The organism is Nocardia sp. NPDC041819 (assembly GCF_055590505.1).
This window is the reverse complement of the sequence record NZ_JBVJAP010000004.1, coordinates 29,000-53,699: the sequence shown is the minus strand read 5'-3', so window position 1 is coordinate 53,699 and position 24,700 is coordinate 29,000. Positions and strand designations below refer to the sequence as shown.

Below are 24,700 nucleotides of genomic sequence, written 5' to 3'. Positions count from 1 at the left end.
ACGACGGTCACGGGCGTGCTCGCGTTCGCGCGGGCCGCCGCTCGGATTCCAGCCTGATCCGCTCGGCGAGGTGATCCGGCACGTGCCAGCTGATGTCGGCCCTGGTGGCCGCCATCAGCTTCCTGCGCACGGACGCCACCTGGGCATCGACCGTCCGGATGGAACTGCCCCGGCGCGCGGCGATGGCACTGTTGGCCCAGCCCGCCGCGGCCAGCACCGCCACTTCGCGTTCCGCCGGCGTCAACTCCTCCCAGCGCGAGGCGGTGGACCTGGCCTGCGGGCGCGGGTTCGGCAGCTTGTCGACCGGCAATCTGCCGAGCAACAGCAATTGCAGCTCGTCGCGTTCGGGACGCAATCGGGCGCCGCGCTGGACCGCCGCCGCGTGGGCCTCGGCGCCGATGACCGCGGTGACCGCCGCGACGGCTCGAGCGGTGCCGCGAGCCACCAGCGTCACCCGGTCGGCGACGATGCCCATCGAGCGGTGCAGGGTGGCGATTCCGCCTTGCAGATGGGCGATCTCGGTGGCGGCGGCGATCGCTTCGGAGCTGCCGGTGTCGCCCGCCTCGATCCGGGCGGACAGCAGATAGGTCAGCGCCATCATGCTGAAGTGCGCGACCCAGCCCGCCGTCCAGGTGTCCCCGGTGATCAGCAGGCGCTCCAGGGTGGACTGCCCGAGTTTCACCGCCTCCCGCGGATCGCCGTGCCGGGATACCGCGATCATCCAGGCCAGCTCCGCCCAGGAGGTCGCCCAGCCCGCGTCGGAAGCCACGGCCCGGTCCAGATGCCTGCGCGCGGCCCCGAGCGCGACGTCCGCGTCGCCCAGGTTCGCGTAGGTGAGGGCCTCGAACAGTTCGCTGCGCTGCTCCCCCGCCCGGTCGCCCAGAACGGCGAACTTCCGGCGCGCCCTGGCCAAGACGTCCACCGCTCGCAGGTCGAGGTGGATCAGCAGGAGTTCGAGGCCCCAGGTGAATTCCACCGCGGCGGGCAGGCCGAGATCGGTCGCCGTCGTCGCACGCCAGCCCGCCCGCAGCTCCGAGGGCAGGCACTCCGCGGCGCATTCGTCCAGCAATTGCGCGGTGTAGACGTGTCTGCCCTGCCAGATGGCGATCCAGCCCACCAGCGCGGTCGCATTGATGCGCAGCCGGGTCGGCGGCGGCTCGACCTGCGCGGTGACCTCCAGGGCCTGCTCGGTCAGACTGGTGATGGCCCGGTTCGAGCCGGTGATGAACGGCACGCGCAGCGCCATCAGCGTCGCGGCGGTCTCCAGTCCGACCACCGCCTCCTCCGGGTCGGTGAGGCTGGTCTCGACGGCGATGAGAATGTTGTCCCATGCCGCTCGCGCCCACGCGATCCACTCCTGCTCTCGCGGGCCGTACCAGGTGGCGGGCCCCGCGGCGACACGGTCGCGGTAGTGCCGTCGATGCCGGGCGAGCAGTCGCGCTTCGTCCAGGTGGTCGCCGCGGGTGGACAGCCGGTCGCGCACGAAGACCCGGACGCTCTCCAGCAGGTAGTAGCGCACCGTCGCCGCGGTGATGTGGGCCGACAGCAGCGAGCGTTCGACCAGGCGCTCGAGCAGCCCCTCGATCCGCTCGGGGGGTAGCGCCGGGTCCGCGCACACCGCCACGATCGCGTCCACTTCCGCCCCGCCGGACTGCGTCTCGTCGTTCTCGGCGTCGCAACCGGTGGCGAAGACCGACAAGCGCTCCAGCAGCAACTGTTCGGGCGCGGTGCACAGCCCGTAGGACCAGGCGATCACGTCGCGCACGCTGCGGTGCCGTTCGCCGACACCACCCCTCGCGCCGTGCGTCCACTGCAGGCGGCGATCGTCGGTGTCGCCGGACAACTCGCGCAACACGATCGCGGGTGGCCGGTGCAGCAGCCGCGCGGCGGCCAAGCGGATGAACAGCGGGTTGTTGTCGACGTGCCCGCAGATCCGGGTGGCGATGGCCAGTTGTCCGGGGTCCTCGGGAATCGGCCGTCCGGTGCGCTCGGCTCGCCGCCGGAACAGTTCCAGGGCGTGCACACTGGACAGCGGCGGCACGGTCACCAACTGCTCGTCGATCCAGCCGACCGGCTCCCGGCTGGTCGCGACGATGGTCAAGCCGGGGATTTCCTGCAGCAGGCCGACGACGAGCGGACCGACGCCGCCCAGCACGTGTTCGCAGTTGTCCAGCACCAGGATGGTCCGGTGCGTCTCGTCCTCGGCGCCGGCATCGGTGAGGGTCTCCAGCAAGCCGTCCCATGCGGAGCGGCCCACTATGCCGTTCTTCGCGACGGACAAGAGCACTTCCTCGGCGACCGCTCCCGTCTCCGCGCCTGGCGCGAGACGGGCCAGGCGCGTCCAGTACACCGTGTGCCGCGCCCCGCCGCGGTATCTGCGCACGGCTTCCACCGCCAGGGTGGTCTTGCCGATGCCGCCGGGCCCGACCAGGGTGATCAGCCGGGCGCTCGACGAGTTCAGCAAGGCGTCTATCCGCCGCAGTTCGGCATGCCTGCCCACGAACTCCGCGGGCGCGGCGGGGCCGTTGCCGCCGCCGCTGCTCACCTCCGACATGTCGACGCACCTACCGATCTGGAAAACCACTGCTCGAGCAGCCTAATGGGCGCGTCCCGTCCTGCCTTTGCGGCTACGGCTCGGCCGCCGCTCGGATTCGTACCGGACCCGGTCGGCGAGCTCGTCGGGGATGTGGGCCGCGATGTCGGCGCGGGAGGCGATCATCAGCTTCTGCCGGATGGCGGCCACCTGCGCGTCGACCGTCCGGATGGAGCTGCGCCTGCGGCCTGCGATGGCGCTGTTGGGCCAGCCCGCCGCCGCGAAGACGGCGACGTCGCGTTCGGCCTGCGAGAGGTCGCTCCAGCGCGTGGCGGGCCGCTGCGACACCGGCCGGGAAGCGGCCTGCCGGTCGGGCCGCCGGGCGGGTGGCGCCGGATCCGGGGCTGGAGACCACAGCGCGTCGAGCTCGGGACGCAGCCGCGTCCTGCGTTCGGCGGAGGCGTAGGCGCGGTCGCCGAGCACGGCGCGGGAGACCTCCGCGGCGCGGCGCATCTCGGCGGCGATCAGCGGGACCCGGTCGACGGATATGCCCATCGATCGCTGACGCGTCTTGAATCCGCCTACCAGGTAGGCGATTTCCCGCGCGGTGTCGGCGGCCGCGGCGGGATCCCCGCCCTCGGCCCGCTGCGCGACGAGGACCTGGGCGAGCGCCACGATGTGCGCGCCCACCGCCCAGCTCGCCGTCCAGGTGTCCGGTTCGCCGCGGTAGCGGGTGAGCACCCCGTGGGTCAGCGTCAGCGCCTCGGTGGCGGACCCGTGTTTGGCCAGCGCCACCGCGCGCGCGATCTCGGCCCAGGCGCGCGACAATGTCGAGCCGGACGACACCGATCGATCCAGGAATCGCGCCGTGTTCTCCAGCGCCTGCCGCCGGTCGCCGACGAGGGCGGAACAGAACGCCGCGAACACGTCGCTGCGTTCGGCGCCGATGCGATCGCCCTGTTCGGCGAATTTGCGGCGGGCCCGAGCAAGGACGGTGACAGCGCGCGGGTCGCCGCGCACGAGCATCAGCTCGAGCCCCCACAGCCACTCGACCGGGGCGGGCAGCCCGAAATCGATGTCGGTGTAGCGCGGCCCGGCTCCCGGGGGGAGGGTGGCGCAGTCCGCGAGCAGTCGCGGGATGTGATCGGTCCGCCCCTGCCACAGCGAGATCCAGCCGAGCAGCGCGGTGGCCAGGTCGGCCAGCCCGGAAGGGCCCAGCCCGGAGGCCCGGGTGGCCTCCAGCGCGCGTTCGGTCAACCGGGTCAGCGCGCCAGCACCGGACTTGACGTACGGCACCTTCATCGAGAGCAGGACGGTGGCGATCTCCAACGCGACCACGGCCTCCGCCGGGTCGGCCAGACCGGATTCGATGCCCAGCACGATGTCGTTCCACGCCGAACGCGCCCACGCCAGCCAGGCCTGATCCTGCGGTCCGAGCCAGATGGCCTGCCCGGCGACCACCTTGTCCCGGAAATACCGGCGGTGGCGCGCGGCGAGCCGGTCGAACTCCCCGCGGTCCCGGCGGCGCAGCCGCTCCCGGGCGAACACGCGGACGCTTTCCACCAGATACCAGCTGACCGTGGTCGCGGTGAGATGCGCCGACAGCAGCGACTGTTCGGTGAGCCGCTCCAGTAGGTGTTCGATCGCGCTCGCGGGCAGGGCGTCGTCGGCGCACACCGCGATCGCGGCGTCGAGCTCGATGCCCCCGCGCAGCGACTCGTCGTCGGTCTCGTACCCGGCGGCGAAGACCGACAGCCGCTCGAGCAGCAACTGCTCGGAGGCGCCGCACAGCGCGAACGACCAGGCGATCACGTCGTAGACACCGCGGTGACGCTGCTCGGCGCCCGCCCGTGCGCCGTGGGTCCAGTGCAGGCGTTTGTCGTCCGCGTCGCCGGTGAGTTCGCGCAGCACCATGACCGGCGGCTGGTGCCGCAGACGCGCCGCGGCCAGGCGGATGAACAGCGGGTTGTGGTCGACCCGGCGGCAGATCCGGGCGGCGACGGCCACCGCCTCGCGGTCGTCGGGGATCGCCCGCCCGATGAGTTCGGCGCGCTGCCGGAACAATTCGAGCGACTGCCGCGGCGACAGCGGCGGCACGGGCAGGATGTACTCGTCGGCCCAACCGATCGGTTCGCGGCTGGTGGCCAGGACGGTCAGGCCCGGCGCGGATTCCAGCAACTCGGCGATCATCGCCGCGACCACGCCGAGCAGGTGTTCGCAGTTGTCCAGGACGAGGACAGCACGCTCGGTGGAACGGTCTCCGCTGGTGAACGTGCGTACCAGCGCGTCACGGGTCGGTGGCGAACTGAGGTCGGTGCGCACGGCGGACTGCATCACATCCTGCGCGGTGGCGGTGCTGTCGGCCTCCAGCCCGGCCAGCCGCGCCCAGTACACCGGCCTGCGCCGGGCGTGCGCGCCGCGGCACAACGCTTCCGCGGCCAACCGCGTCTTGCCTATCCCGCCCGGGCCGACCAGGGTGATCAGGCGGGCGCCGCTGTCCAGCAGCGTGCCCAGCCGGTCCAATTCCGTTTCCCGGCCGCAGAATTCACTGGTGGATGCAGGCAGCACGTCGCCACGTGCCTGAACCAGGGACATAAAACGAAAGTTAGCCGACGACGCGGCACCGCGCTCGACAATCAGAGGTTACGCAAAGGTCAAGCCCCTGTTTACCAGGGCAGCGGACCCCGTTTCCGCGCCGATTGCTACCTCGCGGAGGCCATCTGCTGGTAGTGCATCTGGACCACCGCGCTGTCGAAGGTCATCACGTCGACGAGTTGCAGCCCAGAGACCACGGCGGGCGTCGGGAACAGCGGAATCCCGCCACCGAGCAGGATCGGGTGCACGAACAACCGGTACTCATCGATCAGGTCGTGCTTCATGAACTCCGACGCCGTCTCCGCGCCGCCGAACAGGACCATGTCGCATCCCGGCTGTGCCCGCAACGCGGTGATCTCCTCGACGAGGTCGTCCCGGACCACGCGGGTGTTCCAGCCCGCGGAGGACAGGGTGCGGGAGAAGACCACCTTGGGCGTCTGTTTCCAGCACCGCGCGAACTCCACGTAGAACTCCGAGATCGCGGGATCCACGTCGGCGGTCGGCCAGAACGACGCCATGATCTCGTATGTTTTGCGGCCGTAGAGGAACAGGTCGGCCGAGCGTAATTCGTCCAGGAACGATTCGCACAGTTCCTCGTCCACCACCGGCCAGTGGATCTCCTGATCCGGCCCCTCCGCGAAGCCGTCGAGCGACATCTGCATCCACAGCGTCACGCTTCCCATGTGCCCACACCCATCTGCTGCCCTTGTGCGACTTCCAGATTGTCGGGGAGAGCGACACTTCGGCGCATCGGTAGGTCGCCGGAAGACATACTTAAGTAGACGAGCGTAGGTAGCCCCGCGACGCGCGAACGCGTGCCGGATGACACCAATATACCGTTGATCAACGGCACGTTACTGCTACGTATCGCCAATGATGGGAATCTGAAACGGAAATATTTCGACCCTAGGGGTGCGCGCCGCCGGTCAGCTCTCCGGCAACGTCTCCGCCAGTTCGGCGTCCTGGTCGAGATACCTTGCGATGAGCCGGTTCACGAGTTCGGCGGTGGTCTCCGCCGGGACCGCCCTGGTGGTCTCCAGCCGCTGCGCGAGTTCGGCGACCTGTGCAGGGCCGCGATCGGAATCCTGGAACGACGCCCACGCGGTCCGCCGGAACAGATCCACGTAGCGCCGGGCGATCCGCTCGGCGTCGGCGCGCAGCTTCTCCAGTTCGCCGAGCACCTCGTCGGCCGGGATGCCCACGGCCGCCATCTGCTCGAGGCTGTGCGCCAGACGGCGATCCGCGATGCGGTAGGTCGCCGCGTCGACGGGTTCGTACAGACCCGCCGCGACGACCCGGGCCAGACCGTTGGGCACGTCGTGATAGCGCTCGGCCAATTCGGTCGCCGCGATCGTTTCGCCCGCCTCGACGGCCGCCTCGGGCGAGCCGGGCTCGGCGACACCGAGGATGTCCCCCAGATCGTCGCCACGATCCCAGGCGTTGAGCAATTCCCTGATGCCGTTGAGTTTGATCCCACGATCGAGCAACCTGCTGATGGTCCGCACCCGGTTGAGGTGGTCGGCGCCGTAGAAACCGGTACGCCCCTTGACCTGCGGGGGCGGCAGCACGCCCCGTTCGTGGTAAACGCGCAGGCTGCGCACGGTCGTACCGGCCTCCCGCGCCAGTTCGTCGATCGTGTACTCCACACCCGCAGTCATACCTCAAGGAAACCACATCGCAACACGGGACGGCCGCCGGTGCGCGGCCATTGTCGGGGCGACCGACCGGTCCATAGCGACATTTCAGCAAACTTCGTCCGCGCAGGGCGCCGCCGCCTTCCGGGCGCCGCCCGCCACCGGTCTTCCCGCCTCTGGAAATCCCCTCGATGCCTGGTCCCGGCGCCGCGCCTATCCTTCCGGCATGGGTGAATCCGCGGGCCTTCCGGCCAGTCTCGCCGACCGCGAGCGCGCGATGCGCGAGCTGACCCACCACCTGGGCACCGGCCGACTGAGCCTGGCCGAATTCGACGAACTCAGCGCGGCCGTCGCTGCCGCGACCAAGCGGAGTCAACTGGCCGAGCTGTTCGCCGACCTGCCGGGCAGCACACCGCCCCCGGCCGAGGTGACGCCGACCAACCCGCTGCCGCGCCTGGTCGTTCTGGCCGGCGCGGCCGTGGTCTTCTCGGTGGTGCTGGCGGTGACCACCGGCAACTGGCTGTGGCTGCTGGTGATCCTCGCCGCGCCCGCGCTTTTCATGCTCACCGCGCGCACCACCTGAGACCGGTTCACCACCTCGACTTCGGCCGCACGTAGTTGGCCAGGTCGACCAGGCGGTAGCGGTGCAGACGATGCGGGGCGATGCGCGCCAGCGCCCGCAGGCTGGACTCCAGCCCGCGTTGCAGACCGAGCAGGGTGAACGGGAAGCCGAGCAGGGTCGCGTCCGGATCGGCCGACCGGCCGCCGCCGCGCACCCATTCCAGCGCCGCGCCCACCACGATCACCTGCAACTGCAACGCCCTCGGTTCGTCCGGCGCGGCGTCCAGCCGCGCGGCCGCCTCGAGCAGGTCGGCCTCGGTGGTCTCCGGGATCGGCTGGGAGACCAGCAGCAGGCATCCGGTCATGCGCGCCACGCTTTGATAACGCGATGCCTCCGGCACCTGATCGAGGACCTCTACGGCCTCCAGCAAGCCGCCGTCCGCGGCGAGTCTGCGGGCCAGTCCGAACGCCGCGCTCACCACGCCGTGATTGGTCCGCCACACCGTGCGGTAATACTCCTCGGCGAGCCGATGCCAGCGGTCGTCGGCGCGGTCGCCCAGATGCTGGAGGGTGAGTTCGGCGGTCGCCGCCAGCGCCAGCGCGGGGGCGATCTCACCGGGTAGCATGCCGTGCACCAGGTCGAAATACTCGTAGGCGCGCTCGTACTGGCCGTCCAGCAGAGCAGCGACCGCCGAATACCACTCCAGGCGCCAGTCCGTGCCGTAATCGGGCCGCAGATCGGCGAGCCGATCGCACGCCGGCACCACCTCACCCAGGTCCAGATGCGCGCGCACCGCCGTCAGCGTGCCCTCCAGCTCGAACGTCTCCGGCTCCGGGATGGTCCCGGAGACGATCCGGTCGGCGGTGCGGCGCAGGGCGTCCAGGGCATGCCGGGGATCGCCGTGCAGCAACGTGGACAGCAGGTCGGCGCTGGGGTCCTCGCCGTCGATCATCGGCACCGGCAGGGCCGCGACGACGCTCGGCGCGTCCAACGCGGGCAGGCGATGGCGCCCGTCGGTCATGCCGTCGGTCTGCCCGATCAACGTCTCGATGCCGAAATCGCCGCGCATGGCGCCGAATTCCAGCGACGCCTGCGGATGTTCCTTACCGGTGTCGTAGGCGAGCACCATGCGCAGGACGCCCGCGAGCTGGCCGTACATCGCGTAGGCGGTGGGGAAGCGGCGGCGCGGCTCCGGATGGGTCGCGCGGCACAGCAGCCGGTGCAATGCCGGATAGTCCCGCAGCAGCGGCTCGTCCTCGGGCGAGGGAATGCCGGGCAGCTGGTGTCCGTCGGCGTTCTTGGGCATGTCCAGCACCAGAGCGGCCAGCGTCCGCCCCACGGTGTAGATGTCCGAGGCGACGGTCGGGCCGGTCTCGGTGATCTCGGGCGCTTGATAGCCCGGAGTGCCGTAGATACTGCCGTAGGACTCCATCGCGGCGACCGCGCCGAGATCGATCAGCTTGACCTCGTCCTCGCTGACCATGATGTTGTCCGGCTTGAGATCGTTGTAGGCCAGCCCGAACGAGTGCAGGTAGTCCAGCGCGGGCAGGATCTCCATCATGAAGGCGATCGCCTCGGAGACCGGAATGCGTTCGGGCGCACGTAGATCCAGCATCCTCTTCAGCGAGCGCCCGCCGACGTACTCCATGACGATGTAACCGTCGGCCACGTCGCGCCCGGAACGGTGCTTGACGAAGTTGTGGATCTTGACGATGCCGGGATAGGCCACCTCGGAGAGGAATTGGCGTTCGGCGAGGGCGACCACGTGCGCTTCGAAGTCGAGCGGGTTCTGCAACCCCTTCAGCACCACCCAGCGATCGCTCACATTGCGATCGACCGCCAGGTAGATCCATCCGAGTCCGCCGTGGGCCAGACAGCCCTGGACTTCGTACTGGTCGGCGACCATCTCCCCTGGCTGGAGCAGGGGCCGGAAGTTGAACGGCGAGGCGCAGCGGCCGCACTCGCCCTCGACGGCGCCCGACCCGGCCGCACTGGTGCGGCCGACCGGCTGCTGGCATTTCCAGCAGAACCGTTTGTGCTCGGGCACTTCCGGGTTCTGCATCACCGCGGTGCGCGGATCGAGCGGGCTCACCTTGGGCATGGACACCAGCCCGCCGCCCAATCGTCGCGCGCTCGGCCGCGAGCGCGCGCTGCGCCCGGAACCGGGTTCGGACTCGGCCTCGAGTGCGCCGAGCAGCAGCCGCTCGGCGGTGCCGATGGTCTCCTCGCCCACGACGGCGGGGCCGGTCGGCGGTCCGCCGTCGCTCGGCGCCGGGTCGACGGCGCCGGCACGTGGTTTCTCGACGTACCGCGGTGTGGACCACGGATTGGGTAGTCGTGGGGCCGACTCGGTTTTGAGCAGATGCCGAGTGGCCCAAGGGTGGGAAGTTCGCCGAGGCACCTCGGTGCCGCGCATGCGCCGATTCGCCCACGGATGCGCAAGTGGACGGTCGGATGCGCTGGGGTGCTCCGGCATACGAACCTCTCAGACCCGCCGTTGAATCGCGGTTTCATTCTGGTCCGCCGCCTGTCGATGCGCGCGTGTATTGTTCCCGACATTGGGAATATATCCGCCCCGGGCGAACGGCCCGGGGCGGATACTGCTTCACTCTTCGTCGGGCTTGTCGAGGATCACCACCGGGTCACCCGATTCGCGGCGCGGCCGCTCGGCCAGGACCGGGAACTGTCCGGTGATGCCCTGGCGGATCTCGGCGATCTGGAGCACCCGCTTGCGGGCGAGGAACCAGCCGCCCACCAGCGCGGGAACCATGATGACGACCATCGCGAGCACCGCGCCGCGCTGCACGTGGTCATCGCTGCACGCCATCAGCACGACCACGGTCGCGAGGAACACCAGCGTCGCGAAGCTCGTGTACGGCGCGCCGATCAGCCGGAAGGACGGACGCTCCGCACGGCCGGTGCGCGACCAGCGCCACAGCTGCAGCTGGCAGACCACGATCGCGGTCCAGGCGAAGATGGTGCCCAGCGCCGACATGTTCAGCACGATCTCGAAGGCCTGCTCCGGCACCACCGCGTTCAGGCCGACGCCGATCAGCGCCACCGCTCCGGTGGCGAGGATGCCGACGTAGGGCACGCCGCCGCGGGACATCCGCGCCGCGATGGTCGGCGCGCTGCCGTTCATCGACATCGAGCGCAGGATGCGGCCGGTCGAGTAGAGACCGGCGTTCAGGCTGGAGAACGCCGCCGTCAGCACCACGAGGTTCATCACAGAACCGGCGCCGTCCACACCGAGCCGCGAGAAGAACGTCACGAACGGGCTCTCACCGTTCTTGAACGCGGTGTAGGGCAGCAGCAGGGCGAGCAGCACCAGCGAACCCACGTAGAACAGCGCGATCCGGGCGATCACCGAGTTGATCGCGCGCGGCATGATCTTCTCCGGGTTCTCCGCTTCACCGGCTGCCGTACCGACCAATTCCACTGCGGCGTAGGCGAACACGACTCCGGTGGTGACCAGGACCAGCGGAAGCAACCCGGCCGGGAACAGCCCGCCGTGATCGGCGATGACGCTCGGGCCGGTGACCTGGCCGTCGATCTTGAACCGTCCCGCGAGGAACACCGTGCCGACGATCAGGAAGGTGACCAGTGCGATCACCTTGATCAGCGCGGCCCAGAACTCGAGTTCGCCGAACCACTTCACCGAGACGAGGTTGATGCTCACCACGACCGCGAGGGAGACCAGGGCGATCAACCACTGCGGGATGGCCTCGAACGCTCCCCAGTAATGGACATACGTCGCGATGGCGGTGATGTCTACGATCCCGGTCATGCACCAGTGGAAGAAGTACATCCACCCGACCGCGAACGCCAGTTTCTCGCCGTAGAACTCGCGGGCGTAGGAGACGAACGATCCCGAGGAGGGGCGATGCAGCACCAGCTCGCCGAGCGCCCGCAGGATGAAGAACACGAACACGCCGCAGATGGCGTAAACGATGAACAGGCCAGGGCCCGCGCTGGCCAGCCGGCCACCCGCACCCAGGAACAACCCGGTGCCGATCGCCCCACCGATCGCGATCATCTGCAGCTGACGCGGGCGCAGCGACTTGTGATAGCCCGAGTCCTCGTCTTCGAGCGCGGCAGCCTGCGCGGGCGCATCCGCTGGTGGTCGAACTGTGGTCATGGCGATGGCCTTTCAGGTGACGGCGATCATAACTTCGCTCAATGTACCGTTACATAGCGGCACGTTCAATAGCGATTGGCATGTTGTAACACGCTGGACATCAAGAACTTTGAGAAAAGGGCTTCCGAGCAGCGGCGATCGCGACAAGATTCGTTGATCGTGCCACCAGATATCGGTACGCTCAGTGGGACAAACGGGACGAGGGAGCGCAGATGGCCTGGTTCGAACGGGAATTCATCGCGGTCCCTGAGGACCGCAAGAATCAGCTGGTCTACAAGTGGCCGGACGTCAACATCCGGCGCTACAGCCGCGCGATGGTCAACGCCGACCAGCTCGCCCTCTTCGTCAAGTCCGGGCGGGTCGTGGCCGCGATGGGCCCCGGACGCCACCGCATCGACGCCGACGAGCTCCCGGTACTCGGTGCGCTCGTCGACACCCTCACCGGCGGCAACTACTACCGGGCCGAACTGTATTTCGTTTCCACGAGGGAGTTTCCGGGGATTCGCTTCGGCGGCCGGCTGGACGACATCCTCGATCCGGTCAGCGAGCAGGTGGTGACGCTGCGCGTCTTCGGCGAGTTCGCCCTGACCGTTCGCGACCCGGCCGAGCTGCTGACCGCCCTGGCGGGCACCGCTGATCTCACCGACCCGGACCGGGTGCAGAGCTGGTGCGCCGACCTGCTGCTCAAATCCATGAAGATGGCGGTGACCCAAGGGGTCGCGCGCCGCGACTGGCCGGTGCTCGGGCTCTCGGCACAGCTGCAGCCGATCGAGCAGGCGGTGCTGCGCCAGACCAATACCGCGCTCTACGAATACGGGCTGCGCATCCCGCGGATGGGTAACTTCGACATCAGTCTGGCGCCGGAGGACGCCGACCGACTGAAGCGACTCGCCAAGGACGTCAAGTACATCAGCCTCACCGGCGATTTCCAGCGCTACGCCGCGGGCGAACTCGCGCTCGGCGCGAGTCAGGGTTTCGCGCGCGGACACCACGGCATGGAAGGCGGATTCCTCGGCGCGGCACTGAGTCTGAACGCCATCGGCCACCAGGTCGGCAGCCACTCCCCCGCGCCGCAGCTTCCCGCCGCGGCGGCGGAGACGGCTCAGACGTCATGCGCCGCTTGCCAGGGCGCGAATCCGGCTGGCGCGAAGTTCTGCATGAACTGCGGGGCGCGTCTGGTGACGCAACCGAGGCACTGCACGAGCTGCGGCGCGGAGTCGAGCCCCGGCGCCAAGTTTTGCGGCGAGTGCGGAACGCCGATGCCCGGAGGCTGACGCCGAGCGCCTGCCTCCGGGCATCGTGTGGTCGATCAGCCCGCGACCGTCGGTGCGACGGCCGTCGCATCACCGCCGCTCACCATCCCGCGGACCTGCCGTGCCGCCACCGAGAGCGCGGCGAGATCATGCGTTTCGGCGGCGAAGATCTGCGCCAGCGACGCACCCGCACGGGCCAGCCGCGAACGGTTGGTCGACTCCCAGTACGCGATCTTCTCGACCGTGCTGTCCTGCGGCTCGGTGGCGGTCAGCACGTCGAGGGTCAGCGACCGCAGCGAATCGTAGAGATCCTCGCGGACCGCGAGCCGGGCCAGCGCCCGCCAGCGCCCGCCACGCTCCAGCTTGCCGACCGCGGTCAGCAGCCGCTCGATCTGGAAGTGCTCGTTGAGCGCGTAGTACAGCACCGCGACCTCCGCGGCGTCGCGGTCGGCGATGTCGGCCAGGTCGAGCACGTCCAGCAGCGGGAAGCGGTGGATCAGCCCGAACGCCTCCTCGGCCAGCTCCTGGGGCGCGCCACGGCTGATCGACCGCCGCGAACGCTCGGCGAGATCCTCGGTGAGGTAGCCGGTAAGCCACGTGGGCACTCGGCCCGAGAGGGCGCGCACGCCGTCGCGGTACCTGGCGATGTCGGCGCCGATCGCGATGGGCTGCGGCCGGTTGGACAGCAGCCAGCGTGCGGCCCGGTCCAGGGTGCGCTTGGTCTCCAGTTCCAGTTCGTTGCGCGCCGCGGTGGACATCGGTGTCTGCCTGATCCGCTGCCAGAGGTCGTACAGGTCGAAGATCTCCACCGCCGCCCGGTACGCGCGCACCGCGTCGTCGGTGGTCGCCCCGGCCTCTTCCGCGAGCCGGAACGCGTAGGTGATGCCGCCGTAGTCCACCATCTCGTTGACCACGACGGTGGCCACGATCTCGCGCCGCAGCGGGTGCCTGCCGATCGCTTGCGCGAACCGCTCCCGCAGCGGCGCGGGAAAGTAGGCGGGCAGCACCGGCGCGAACGCCGGGCTGTCGAGCAGATCACCGGCCAGCAAATCGGCCTTGAGCGAAAGTTTCACGTGCGCCATGAGATTCGCCAGCTCTGGCGAGGTGAGACCGGTCCCTTCGGCGGCGCGGCGGGCCAGTTCCGCTTCCGTCGGCAGTGCCTCCAGCTCGCGGTCGAGACCGCGACGCTGTTCGAGGTCGTTGATCATCCTGCCGTGCACTCCCGACATGCCCGCCGCGTCGGCCCGCGACATCCCGAGCCGGAAGTTCTGCGAGATGTTGTCCCGCAGCACCAGGTCGGAAACCTCGTCGGTCATCGAGGCCAGCAGCGGATTGCGCTCGGCGACGGCGAGTTCACCGCTGGAGACGACGGCATCGAGCAGGATCTTGATGTTGACCTCGTGGTCGGAGCAGTCCACGCCCGCCGAGTTGTCCAGCGCGTCGGTGTTCATCCGTCCGCCGTTGCGGCAGAACTCGATGCGGCCCAGCGCCGTCGCACCGAGGTTGCCGCCTTCGCCGATCACCTTGACCCGCAATCGGTCGGCGTTCACCCGGACCGCGTCGTTGGACTTGTCGCCCACCTCCGCATTGGTCTCGCTGCTCGCTTTGACGTAGGTGCCGATCCCGCCGTTCCACAGCAGATCGACCGGGGCCTGCAGAATGGCCTTGATCATCTCCGGCGGCGACAGGGTGGTCACGCTCGCGGGCAGGTCGAGTGCCGCGCGCACCTCCGGAGTCACCGGGATCGCCTTGGCGGAGCGGTCGTAGACGCCGCCGCCGGGGCTGATCAGCGAGGTGTCGTAATCCGCCCACGACGACCTGGGCAACGCGAACATCCGCTGCCGCTCCCGGTAGGAACGCGCCGCGTCGGGAATCGGGTCGAGGAAGATGTGCCGGTGGTCGAAGGCCGCCACCAAGCGGATGTGCTCGGACAACAGCATGCCGTTGCCGAAGACGTCGCCGCTCATGTCACCGACGCCCACGACGGTGAAGTCCTGGGTCTGGGTGTCGAGTTCCATCTCGCGGAAGTGGCGTTTGACGCTCTCCCACGCACCCTTGGCCGTGATGCCCATGGCCTTGTGGTCGTAGCCGGCCGAACCGCCGGAGGCGAACGCGTCACCGAGCCAGAAGCCGTAGCTCTGCGCGACGTCGTTGGCGATGTCGGAGAACGTCGCGGTGCCCTTGTCGGCCGCCACCACCAGGTAGGTGTCGTCACCGTCGCGGCGCACCACCTGCGCCGGCGGAAGCACCTCCCCGGTCGCGCGGTCCACGTTGTCGGTGACGTCCAGCAGGCCGGAGATGAAGGTGCGGTAGCAGGAGACGCCTTCCGCGCCGAGCGCCTGCCGGTCGGCGGCCGGATCGCCCGTGGCCGCGGGCGGTTGCTTCACCACGAAGCCGCCCTTCGCGCCGACCGGCACGATCACCGCGTTCTTCACCGCCTGCGCCTTGACCAGACCGAGGATCTCGGTGCGGAAGTCCTCCAGGCGGTCCGACCACCGCAGACCACCACGGGCGACGGAACCGAATCGCAGGTGCACGCCCTCGACTCGCGGCGAGTACACGAAGATCTCGAACTGCGGCTTCGGTTTCGGCAGTTCGGCGATCGCGTGCGGATTCAGCTTGACCGACAGGTAGTCCAGCGCGTCGCCCGCCTCGTCGCGCCGGTAGTAGTTGGTCCGCAGGGTCGCCTCGATCAGGCCGAACAGGGCGCGCAGGATGCGGTCGGTGTCCAGGCTGACCACCGCGTCGATCTCGGCCTGCAGCCGTTCGGCGATCTGCGCCGCCCGGTCGGCGGCCTGCGCGCCGACGCCGTCCGGGTCGAAGTACGCGGCGAACAGGTCGATGCACGACCGCGCCGTCGCCGGATGGGTGAGCAGGACGCGGGTGATGTTCCCGAAGGTGTAGGCGAAACCGGCCTGCTGCAAGTACTTCGCGTAAGCGCGCAGCAAGGCCACCTCACGCCAGTGCAGGCCGGCGCGCAGCACCAGTTCGTTCAGGCCGTCGACTTCGGCGCGGCCGAACCACATCGCCGTCACCGCATCCGGAAAACGCCGTCGCACACTGGTTTCCGGCAGCGACACGGCGTCCATCGAGTGCCCCAGCTGCGCGGCAGGCTCGCTGTCGAGCGCTTCCCGCAGCGGCGCGGCGGTCACCCGAAGCCCGAAGTCGTAGATCCAGCGGTCCGGCCGGTCGGCGAGCGTGATGCGATAGGGCCGCTCGTCGACCACCTCGACGCCGAGGCTGTGCAGCACCGGCAGCACCCGGCTCAGCGAGACGCCCTCACCCGCGACGTAGAGCGTGAATCGCCATTCGGCGGCGCCCGGGTCGCCCTGCCGGTAGAGGTCGGTGTCGATCGCGCCGTCGGACAGCCGCTCGAGGCGGCGCAGATCGCTGAGCGCGTGCGCGGGCTCGTGCTCCTGCTGGTAGCTCGCCGGAAAGGCCGTCGCGTACTCGGTGACCAGCGCCTGCGGCATGTCGGAGGCGCCCGCCGCCTCGGCGACCAGACGGTCGCTCCAGGTCCAGGTCGTCGCCAGCAGCAACTCCTGGATCCGCTCGCGATTCTCCTCGGAGATGTCGGCCGCCTCGGCGCCCGGCTTGCGGTGCACCGTGAAGTAGACGACGGCCAGTTCCGATTCGGTGGCCCGCGCCGAGTACGCGATCTGCTCGGCATCGAACTGCTCGCGCAGGATGTCGCCCATGCGCACGCGGACCTCGGTGGAATAGCGGTCGCGCGGCATGTAGACCAGGCAGTAGATGGTGTCGCTGCGCGAATCGCGCCGGATGAACAGCCGCACCTGGCGCCGCAGGCCCAGATTCATGACAGCGGAGACGGTTTCGAACAGCCTGCGCGCGTCGGTGGAGAACAGCTCCACCCGCGGGAACGACTGCATCATCTCCAGCATGGCCTGGCCGGAGAACGAGTCGAGGCCGAAGCCCGCCCATTCGATGACCTGCAGCACGCGCCGCGAGATGACCGGGATGTCGAGGATGTTCTCGTGCAGGCCCGCGACGGTGAAGGTGCCGACGAAGACATGTTCGCCCTTGACCATCTTGACGGTGTCGCCCCAGGCCGCGCGGCCGCTCGGGTCGCTCGCGCCGTAGTCGGCCACGCTGATGAAGTACAGGTCCCGAGACCCGGGCAGCAGTGAGTCCACCGACCCGTTGGCCATCCGCAGGACCGTGCGCTTCGCGCCGACCACGGGCACGCTGATATCGGCTTCGGCGCCGTTGCCGAGGACGCCGAGCCCGGTGCCGGGCAGCTGCCACGGTTCGAAGTCGGCGTTCGCGCTCGGCGCGGAGCGGCGGAAGTGGTAGTAGCCGTAGCCGAGCGGCGTGAAGTGCCCGTCGGACAGCCAGCGCAGCAGCCCGGCGGTCTGCGGGATCTCCGCGTCACCGGCCCACTGCGCGGCCTGATCCAGCTGGTCGGCAACGGTATTGAGCACCTCGACCATGGTCGGCGTGTCGTCGGCGACCCGGCGCAGGTCGGCAAGCAGCGGCGGCAGCGCCTGTTCGATCCGGTCCACCAGTTCGTCGGACAGGCCCGCGCCCAGCTGCACGTGGATCCACGACTCGCGCAGTGTTTGTCCGTCCGCCTCCCCGGCCGGCTCGGCCACGCCGTCACGCGGCGCGATGGACAACACCCGGCCGTCGGCGTCGCGCGAGACGTCGAACACGGGATGCACGACTTCGGTGACCGTCGCGCCCAATCGCCGCAGCGCGGCCGTCACCGAGTCGACCAGCAACGGCATGTCGTCGTTGACGATCTGGATCGCGGCACCGACCCCCGCGCTGTCGTCCGGACGGTAGACCCTGGTGGTCGCCGAACCGGGCGCGCGGGTGGCCGCCAGCTCCAGATGCTGACGGAAGATCCGCTCGGCCCGGTCCGTGATCGCCGACGCCGAGGGACCCGGCTGGATCCACCGGAAATAGGCCGCCTCCAGGTCGGTCGGATCATCGCGGAACCGCTTCGGTGAAATCGTCTGCTGGGTGGTTGCCACCATCGATCCGTTGCCTTCCCGAGAACTGCGCTCGTACGTGTTTCGTACTTCACATAACGTACCGCTGGATAACGGCACAATCAACAGTGTAACAATAATTTGCCAGGACGGACATGGGTAACGCCGTCCGGATCAGGGATTTTCTGGAGTCCGGCGGAAGAGGCGCGATCAGGTCAGCGGACCAGTCCCGCCCGCGACATGAAGGTCTGGGCGCCGGCTCGACCGGCGAAGGTACCCGTTTCCAATCGCAGACCCGTCCGGGTATCCGCGTACCAGACGGTTGCCGAAGGACCGATCGCGGCGTAGACGGGTCCGTCGACGAGGGCGGAACCGCCCGCACCGCGCCATCGAGAAATGCTGTCGGCCAAACGATCCTGCGCAACCAGTTCGGCGTAGAAGGTCACGTCCCGGCCGCCCGCGATACCACCGAAGAGCATCGGGTCGGTGGCGGCGATAACGCACTTCTCCCGCTGGCCACCGGAATCCAGCGGCTGACAGGTCGCCGCCGTGCGCAGCAGATCCGGCATGGCCCGGACCGGCGCGGTGCCTTGGAGATTCGAGGGCAGCGACAGCGAACAGGACCGAACCGCCAGAACCGCGGCGACCACCATCACCAGCGCGATCGCCCCGACCGTGTACCACTGCCAGCGCGGATAGGCCTTGTGCACAAGGCTTTTCGCCTCACCACCGACCTTCTCCGCGATTTCGGCGACCTGCGTGGGCAGCTTCTCCGCGACGGTTCGCGCCGTATCCACAGCACTGCGCAGTGGCGCTCCACAGTGCGCGCAGCGGGAATCCGCGCCGGTGTTGCGATGCGAGCAGTACTGGCAGACCAGTTCGGGCAGCGTGGACACTTCAGCGCCCCGTGATGACGATGGAGGAGATCGCGGTGGTGTTGATCGACGGATCGCCCTTGGACTCCAGGACGGTCAGCACGATCTTCGAGGCGCTCACCGCGGGCTCGGTCTTGGTCACCACCAAGGTCCGTTGATCGAGCGTCGGCTGCGTGTAGACGGTCTTGTTGCCGTCGTCGAACTGGTACGAAACCCGGCTCACCGTGCGGTATTTCGCCCACTGGTCGCTGCCGTCCGCGCCGATGTGATCCCAGCCGGGCACGATGCCGATCGAGTCGATCTGATAAGACTTGCCCAGGTCGATGGTGATGACCTGGCCGTCGACCTTGTAGGCGCGCACGCACGACCACGCCTTGCCCGTCTGGCCGCCGAAAGCGTCCATCGCCGACGTGCTGCCGGGCGGACATTTCGACGTCGCGGACTTCGGCTGGATGATCGAGCTCGCCGGCGGTGCGGCCGAGGTCGAGGGCGCCGCCGAGGTCGGCGGCGGCGTGACGACCAGAAGCTGATCGTTCGCCGTGTTCTTCTCCTTGCCGCCGGTGGTGACCAGCAGCAGCACCAGCAGTACGGCGACCACGGCGGCGACGATCAGCGCGACCCTGGGTTTGCGCAGCTGGACGAGCGCGTCCTTGGCCATCTGCTGCACGGGCGCGAGCCGCTCGGACGGTGCGGGGGTTGCGCGCGAGGGTTCCGGTTCCGGTTCGGCCTGCACGTTCGATCGGGCGGCGACCGAGGAGTAGTCGTTCCCCAGTTCCATCGCCGGAGCCGATTCCTGTGCCTGCCCGTTCAGCAGCGCGAGGATTCGCTCGCTCGCCTTCGGGCCGTCACCGGTCCGACGCCGCGGCGCGACCTGCTGCGGCTCCGAGTCGAGGTCGGGCAACCCGAGCGACGCGGTGGCGAAGTCGACGCTGTCGCTGTGCTCGGTACTGCCGCTGAGCTCCATGCCACCGGTCGACGGCGCGGCGGAAGACCCGAACGAAGAATCGGAGAGCAGTGCGTCGAGGACCGCACCTCGATGACGGAGAAAAACATCTCCCGGGTCCTCGGCGGGCATGGTCCGGATCGTATCCGGACCGAGCCGACCGCCGAGCCGGTGCTATTCCCGCTGGAGAGAACAGCCGACCGGTCGGGTCAGCGCTTCTTCTCCTCGGTCACGAAGTACTCCGGCGGCACGTCGAACACCCGGGCCAGCGCGATCACCAGATCCAGCCGCGGGATCGCGTCACCGTGGATCAGCCGGTACAGCCCGGACTGCGACACCGGCACGTCCGGGTAGGCCAACTCCAAGTGCTGCGCCAGCGAGTAGAGCGTCAGCGACCGCGTCGACCCGTCCTCGGTCGAGACCACGGATTCGGCGATCAGCTCCGACAACCGGCTGGAGAAGATCGCCGCCGCGGCCTGTCTGGGGGTTAGCGCGTCCCCGGCGTCCTGATGAGTCAGATCGCCGCCATCGGAATGGGTGTCCGCTACCACGGTGATAGACATTAACCGACCGCTCCCATCAGCTCACGCGACGGCCACCGGGTTGCGGAGGTGCAACCACGGGTCCCGATGCTCCCGCGTTGTGCGCGGGCGGTCCGTCGACGGTTTCGAAATATCGTGTTTCGCCTCTCGGCTCGATCAGCTCGACACGCACCGTGCGCATCGGAATGCTCACGTCGACCGCGGTCGCGCTGACCTGGTTGATCGCGAGATCGACCGCACGCCTGCGCGGACCGCCGGGCTCGCTGATGGTGACCGTCGTGTGCGCGCTCGACGCACGCGGCGGCAGGTGATCGAAGACCGCGATGGTGGCCGGTGTCTCCGCCTCGGTGGTTTGCGTGCCGGTATGCCCGTCACCCGGATCGGCCAGGCGCATGGACCGCGGATCACCGACCGCGCTCACCAGTTGGCGCCAGCTGTCCGGACGCGCCGAATGGATCTCCACGTCCGCGCCGACCACCATCGCCCGCAGGATGATCTGCTGGGCGACGGGCAACCTGGCGTGCACATCGATGGTGCGCCTGCGCGGGTTGAACCGGGCCGGATCGAACAGCGGCAGCGCGAGAGTGTGGCGCGGCTGGCCGCTGATCGCGCCGAGGATCTGGCCGTTCGGGCCGATCGCGATGGCCAGATCGGCGACGAGTTCCTCCGGTGCGATGTCGGCGCCGGACTCGAAGCCGCGTAGCGCTCGGATGGAGGAGCCGGTGGGCAACGACGCCAGCAGGGCGTTGGACTGGTCGCCGCGCAGTAGCCGCAGGTAGTCCGGCGGCTCGGTGGTGACCGCAGGGCCGATGAACCGGACGATGGCGCGCGGCCCCCCGGTGTCGTCGGTCAAGCTCACCACGAGAGTGGTGCGGCCGCGGTTCCAGGTCCAGCAGTCGTCGAGGCTCTCCCCGCCCAGCCGGGTCCAGTCGATCAGGAAGCTCGTCACACACCGGCCCGGCACCGACGACTCCAGATTGCTCCAGGTTTCCCGGAGGTCGGACAGTTCGACGCCGGCGTGCAGCAGGCGCGTCGCGTCCCGTAAGGCGGCGGCGGGCAGCGTGTGCGCGGCGATACCCCGCTCGCGCAGGCGGCTCGCGATCCGATGCGTGGCGCTGGCCAGCGCTTTGGGGGCGACCACCGCGCACGGACCGCGCTTGCTCAGCGCCGCCAGGTTGCGTTCCTGGTCGAGCCGGACAACCAGCCAGGTGAGCCGGTCCCCGACCACCGGGTGGGTCCCGATCAGCTGGTCGTAGAGCATGCTGTAGCTGCCGGTGGAGCGGACCCGCTGACCGGTGGTGACGATGTCGATGTCCACCGCGATGCCGAACTGATCCAGCATCGGGAACAGCATGTCGACCGAGATGGTGTCCTCGGTGTACAGGGTTCGCTCGGCGATGACGGTGGGCAGGTCGAGATTCGGCGCGAGCTGGATCATCGCGATCAGCGTGCTGCCCGCCTCGTTGATGCCGCACACGCCGGCGGCCACCTGCACGTCCCGGATCCCGGCGGCCTGCGTGCGTTCACGCGCCCGGGCGGTCCGGCCTTTCCGGTAGGCCGCCCAGTCGAGCAGCCAGCGAACGGGGGTCCGTTCGTTGACCCGGACGGTCACCGTCACGACCAGGACCGTGACCACCACCGCGCTCACCCACCACGGCGTCTTGGCCGACAGCCCGACCAGGAGCGGGCTGCCGACGACGACGAAGGCGGCGAACGGACCACGCTCGACGCCGGCGACCCGTACGCTCGGAAAACTCACCGGCGCCTCCGCATCACGGAGTTCATGTGACTGCCGACGAGGCCGAGCAGCACCGCCGCGAGGATGACCACGCTCGCGGTGATCGCGGGCCGCAGATCCTTCGGGCGCGGTGGAGGGGGCACGGGCAGTTCCGCGGAGCGGAACAGGCCCGTGGGTTGCTGCGGCGGAGTGCGGTAACTCAGGGCGGCGAGCGGGTCGATCACGCCCGCGCCCACCACGTTGTCGATGCCGCGCGCCGGTGCGTGCGCGCTGGCCTGCAGGCGGGCGGCGATCTCGCGCGGAGTCTCGTTGGGGAAGCGCGACCGCAGCAGCGCGGCCACACCGCTGACGTAGGCCGCGGCGAACGACGCGCCGCCGACCGGCACGAGCTTGTCCGGTTCACCGACGCCGTTGATCAGGCCACCGCCGCCGGGGCCGAGCGATTCGATGCCGGTGCCGGGGGCGGCGACCGAAACCCACGGCCCGGTGAGCGAATCCGGCATGGGGGCGCCGGTCGCGGTGGTGAATCCCACGGTGAGCACGTCGGCGCCGAACCAGCCGGGCGTGGAAATGGTCTTCACGTCGCGCCAGTTCCGCGGGTCCGCGGGCCGCGTCGGGTCGATGTCCGGATTCTGCGCGCAACTGGCGCCGCCTCCGGCATTGCCCGCGCCGGCCACGATGAGCGCGCCGCGCACATGGACGGCATAGCCGATGGCCGCCGACAGCATGGACTGGTCCACCTGAGCGTCCACCGGGAGGCAGACGGGCAGCGACACGGTGATCACACCGGCGCCTTGGTTCGCGGCGCGCGTGATCGCCCGGGCCAGCGTCCGGATCTCGATGGCGGTCCGCTGGCCCGGATCAGAGCTCGGCCGTTCGGGACTGAACGCGCCGGAGCGGGTGCGGATGGAGATGATCCGGGCTTCCGGGGCCACCCCGGTGAATCCATCCCCCGGATCCGGAGTGGCCCCGATGATCCCGGCGACCAGCGTGCCGTGCGCGTCGCAGTCGGACAGTCCGTCGCCACCCGCGGCGAGATAATCGCCCCCGCCGACCAGGTTGGGCAGGCGCGGGTGCGGCTGCACTCCCGTGTCGATGACGGCGACGGTCACTCCCGCGCCCCGGCTCAGCGCCTTGGCGCGGCGCAGGTCCAGCGCGAGTTCCGCGGGTGGAGTGCGGGTGAGGTCGCTGTCGGGCAGCGCACCCGCGGCCAGGCAGCCCTTGTCCTGCTTCATCGGCTGCTCGGGCCCCGGCGGGTCGTCCGCGGGCGGTGCGCCGACCACGACCTGGGGCGGCTCCAGCGCGACCGCGGGAGCGGCGGGGACGGCCAGCATCGCCCCGGCGAGAACCGCCACAGCGGCACTGCCGACCTTCATCAGATCCCTCGCATCGCGGTGTAGACGCCCATGATCCAGAAGGCGATCACCGGAACCACCAGGATCAGCGCGTATTCCACCAGGTCGATGACACGGCGGGTGACCGGCGACAGCCGTTTGCCCGGCAACCGCAGCGCCGCGACGCAGGCGAGACAAGCCGCCGACGCCACCGCGAGGCCGACCACGAGACGCGCGGCCGGGCTCTCGTACGCGCCTACCAGGACGAAGCCGACGCCGCAGACGGTGACCACGGATCCGGCGACCAGCGCGATCGCCTGCACCCGATCCGGGTGCCAGCGTGCGCGCATCGCGAGCAGGCCGCCGATCGCGGCGGCCATGACGATCTCCCGGATGCCGCCTGGACTGACCGCGGCCGCGATCACCGCGGCGACCGCGAGCACGGTGGAGATCGCGGCCATCAGACCGCGCAGGCTGGTTACCGCCAGTCGGGCGCGGCCCTCGATACCGGCCTCGGCGGCGTTGCGCTGCTGCTCACCGACCGCGGTGTGCTCGTCGCCTTCGCGCACCGTCTCCGCGTCGAAGATATCGGTCAGCGTGGTCGGCGAGACCTCGTTGCCCGGGTCCGGCAGATCCGGCGGCCGGATGCGGGCGATGACCACGGCCAAGCGCGGCGCCGCGGTCAGCAACACGATCGCGACGAATACCGTGCCGCCCGCGACCTGCCCGACGGACAGATCCGCGTAGGTCACCGGCAACGCCGCGATGGTGAGCATGATGCCGAGCACCGTCACCGCCATCAAGGTGGCGATGCCCATCTTGCTCAACCGCATCATGGTGGCGGCGGCTACCGCGGCGACCACGGCTCCGGCCGCCAGGTTGGCCGCGGTGAGCGGGCCGGGCTGGTCGTAAGGGGGCGGCACCAGCATCGCGCCTCCGGCGAACAGCAGCGGCGTCGCGGTCAACGTCAAGCCGAGGGCGAGCTTCGCCGCGGCATTGCGCCGATGGGCCTGCGCTGCGGCCGCCCAGCAAAGCCCGCCGAGCAGCAGGGCGGGCAGTCCGCACCACAAGGTCGAACCGGTCATCGTCCACGACCAGGTCAGCATGGCGGCCACCGCCGAGGCGCCGATGCCGAGGACGGTCAGCCCGACGATGGCGGCGGTGTTCGCGTCGAACTCGGCGAACTCGCGCTCGTTGATCAGGGCGAGCGCGTCGGTGATGTCCTCGACCACCGGCGTGAAGACCTCCGCCGATTCGACGACCGACAGCATCAGCACGGTGCCGTCGGTGACGTCGTGGTCGGCGAGGCTGCGCCAGCGCGGAATCGGCGGCTCGCCCGGGCGGGCCAGGCTCCACTGGCCCTGCGGCGGGGTGAAATCGACGCTCTCGTCATCGATGGCCGAGGCCAGGACGACCAGCAGGTCGTCGATGAACGTCTCGATGGTGAACTTGGTCGGCACCACCACATCGACCTGATACGTGGAGACCATCACGGCGATCCGCGCCCGTGCGACCTCCGCCGACGGCTGCGTCCCGGCAGGCGCGGGCGCGACGGCAGTACTCATGCCTCCGCCTCGCTGACTGCCTGCGCCTCGCTG

At 69.6% G+C, this 24,700-nt stretch carries 15 protein-coding genes; 2 read left to right on the top strand and 13 right to left on the bottom strand.

Annotation, left to right across the window (positions count from 1 at the left end):
- Positions 1-7: 7 nt before the first annotated feature.
- From ACZ6DL_RS14800 to ACZ6DL_RS14785, 4 genes are all read right to left on the bottom strand, one after another.
- Entirely contained in the window at positions 8-2,554 is a 2,547-nt protein-coding gene (locus ACZ6DL_RS14800) for an ATP-binding protein (protein WP_466051383.1), read from the bottom strand.
- 42 nt (positions 2,555-2,596) lie between these two features.
- Positions 2,597-5,128: an ATP-binding protein gene (locus tag ACZ6DL_RS14795; RefSeq protein ID WP_466051381.1), complete on the bottom strand. Its 2,532-nt coding sequence runs from the start codon at positions 5,126-5,128 to the stop codon at positions 2,597-2,599.
- 107 nt (positions 5,129-5,235) lie between these two features.
- Positions 5,236-5,811 carry a dihydrofolate reductase family protein gene (locus ACZ6DL_RS14790; RefSeq protein ID WP_466051379.1) on the bottom strand — a complete coding sequence of 192 codons (576 nt, stop codon included), beginning with the start codon at positions 5,809-5,811 and terminating at the stop codon, positions 5,236-5,238.
- Positions 5,812-6,054: 243 nt separating this feature from the next.
- On the bottom strand, positions 6,055-6,786 hold the full coding sequence (locus ACZ6DL_RS14785; protein ID WP_466051378.1) for a MerR family transcriptional regulator: 732 nt from the start codon (positions 6,784-6,786) through the stop codon (positions 6,055-6,057).
- Positions 6,787-6,988: 202 nt separating this feature from the next.
- On the opposite strand from ACZ6DL_RS14785, the gene ACZ6DL_RS14780 reads away from it, so the two are divergent.
- Positions 6,989-7,345, top strand: coding sequence for a DUF1707 SHOCT-like domain-containing protein (locus ACZ6DL_RS14780; protein ID WP_466051376.1), 357 nt, complete (start codon positions 6,989-6,991; stop codon positions 7,343-7,345).
- Positions 7,346-7,352: 7 nt separating this feature from the next.
- Here the strand turns inward: ACZ6DL_RS14780 and ACZ6DL_RS14775 are convergent, their stop codons facing one another.
- Together ACZ6DL_RS14775 and ACZ6DL_RS14770 are read right to left on the bottom strand one after the other, a co-directional pair.
- The gene (locus tag ACZ6DL_RS14775) at positions 7,353-9,740 is read right to left on the bottom strand and encodes a serine/threonine-protein kinase (protein ID WP_466051375.1); all 2,388 of its coding nucleotides are present in this window, start codon (positions 9,738-9,740) and stop codon (positions 7,353-7,355) included.
- 189 nt (positions 9,741-9,929) lie between these two features.
- Complete coding sequence (locus ACZ6DL_RS14770) at positions 9,930-11,462, bottom strand: amino acid permease (protein WP_040865469.1); 1,533 nt, start codon at positions 11,460-11,462, stop codon at positions 9,930-9,932.
- 212 nt (positions 11,463-11,674) lie between these two features.
- Between ACZ6DL_RS14770 and ACZ6DL_RS14765 the strand changes: the two genes are divergently transcribed.
- Positions 11,675-12,736 carry an SPFH domain-containing protein gene (locus ACZ6DL_RS14765; RefSeq protein ID WP_466051373.1) on the top strand — a complete coding sequence of 354 codons (1,062 nt, stop codon included), beginning with the start codon at positions 11,675-11,677 and terminating at the stop codon, positions 12,734-12,736.
- 35 nt (positions 12,737-12,771) lie between these two features.
- Here ACZ6DL_RS14765 and ACZ6DL_RS14760 read toward each other — a convergent pair whose 3' ends face one another.
- The 7 genes from ACZ6DL_RS14760 to eccD form a co-directional block, all read right to left on the bottom strand.
- Positions 12,772-17,715, bottom strand: a complete 4,944-nt coding sequence (locus tag ACZ6DL_RS14760; protein ID WP_466051371.1) for an NAD-glutamate dehydrogenase — start codon at positions 17,713-17,715, stop codon at positions 12,772-12,774.
- Positions 17,716-17,885: 170 nt separating this feature from the next.
- Positions 17,886-18,566: a hypothetical protein gene (locus ACZ6DL_RS14755; protein WP_466051369.1), complete on the bottom strand. Its 681-nt coding sequence runs from the start codon at positions 18,564-18,566 to the stop codon at positions 17,886-17,888.
- A 1-nt stretch (position 18,567) separates the two neighbouring features.
- Positions 18,568-19,620 carry a hypothetical protein gene (locus ACZ6DL_RS14750; RefSeq protein ID WP_466051368.1) on the bottom strand — a complete coding sequence of 351 codons (1,053 nt, stop codon included), beginning with the start codon at positions 19,618-19,620 and terminating at the stop codon, positions 18,568-18,570.
- Between the two features lie 77 nt (positions 19,621-19,697).
- A complete protein-coding gene (locus ACZ6DL_RS14745; protein WP_040865466.1) occupies positions 19,698-20,051 on the bottom strand; it encodes a helix-turn-helix domain-containing protein in 354 nt (117 codons plus the stop codon).
- Between the two features lie 16 nt (positions 20,052-20,067).
- Entirely contained in the window at positions 20,068-21,789 is a 1,722-nt protein-coding gene (gene eccE, locus ACZ6DL_RS14740) for a type VII secretion protein EccE (RefSeq protein ID WP_466051365.1), read from the bottom strand.
- Positions 21,786-23,144: a type VII secretion-associated serine protease mycosin gene (gene mycP, locus ACZ6DL_RS14735; RefSeq protein ID WP_466051363.1), complete on the bottom strand. Its 1,359-nt coding sequence runs from the start codon at positions 23,142-23,144 to the stop codon at positions 21,786-21,788. Before mycP ends, eccE begins: the two co-directional genes overlap by 4 nt.
- The gene (gene eccD, locus ACZ6DL_RS14730; RefSeq protein ID WP_466051361.1) at positions 23,144-24,667 is read right to left on the bottom strand and encodes a type VII secretion integral membrane protein EccD; all 1,524 of its coding nucleotides are present in this window, start codon (positions 24,665-24,667) and stop codon (positions 23,144-23,146) included. The genes mycP and eccD overlap by 1 nt, the downstream gene beginning before the upstream one ends.
- Positions 24,668-24,700 lie beyond the last annotated feature (33 nt).

What these genes read in the sequence shown, in the direction of transcription:
- ACZ6DL_RS14800 (WP_466051383.1), bottom strand. Translation starts at nt 2,554, where the DNA reads ATGTCGGAGGTGAGCAGCGGCGGCGGCAACGGCCCCGCCGCGCCCGCG.
- ACZ6DL_RS14795 (WP_466051381.1), bottom strand. Translation starts at nt 5,128, where the DNA reads ATGTCCCTGGTTCAGGCACGTGGCGACGTGCTGCCTGCATCCACCAGT.
- ACZ6DL_RS14790 (WP_466051379.1), bottom strand. Translation starts at nt 5,811, where the DNA reads ATGGGAAGCGTGACGCTGTGGATGCAGATGTCGCTCGACGGCTTCGCG.
- ACZ6DL_RS14785 (WP_466051378.1), bottom strand. Translation starts at nt 6,786, where the DNA reads ATGACTGCGGGTGTGGAGTACACGATCGACGAACTGGCGCGGGAGGCC.
- ACZ6DL_RS14780 (WP_466051376.1), top strand. Translation starts at nt 6,989, where the DNA reads ATGGGTGAATCCGCGGGCCTTCCGGCCAGTCTCGCCGACCGCGAGCGC.
- ACZ6DL_RS14775 (WP_466051375.1), bottom strand. Translation starts at nt 9,740, where the DNA reads ATGCGCGGCACCGAGGTGCCTCGGCGAACTTCCCACCCTTGGGCCACT.
- ACZ6DL_RS14770 (WP_040865469.1), bottom strand. Translation starts at nt 11,462, where the DNA reads ATGACCACAGTTCGACCACCAGCGGATGCGCCCGCGCAGGCTGCCGCG.
- ACZ6DL_RS14765 (WP_466051373.1), top strand. Translation starts at nt 11,675, where the DNA reads ATGGCCTGGTTCGAACGGGAATTCATCGCGGTCCCTGAGGACCGCAAG.
- ACZ6DL_RS14760 (WP_466051371.1), bottom strand. Translation starts at nt 17,715, where the DNA reads ATGGTGGCAACCACCCAGCAGACGATTTCACCGAAGCGGTTCCGCGAT.
- ACZ6DL_RS14750 (WP_466051368.1), bottom strand. Translation starts at nt 19,620, where the DNA reads ATGCCCGCCGAGGACCCGGGAGATGTTTTTCTCCGTCATCGAGGTGCG.
- ACZ6DL_RS14745 (WP_040865466.1), bottom strand. Translation starts at nt 20,051, where the DNA reads ATGTCTATCACCGTGGTAGCGGACACCCATTCCGATGGCGGCGATCTG.
- mycP (WP_466051363.1), bottom strand. Translation starts at nt 23,144, where the DNA reads ATGAAGGTCGGCAGTGCCGCTGTGGCGGTTCTCGCCGGGGCGATGCTG.
- eccD (WP_466051361.1), bottom strand. Translation starts at nt 24,667, where the DNA reads ATGAGTACTGCCGTCGCGCCCGCGCCTGCCGGGACGCAGCCGTCGGCG.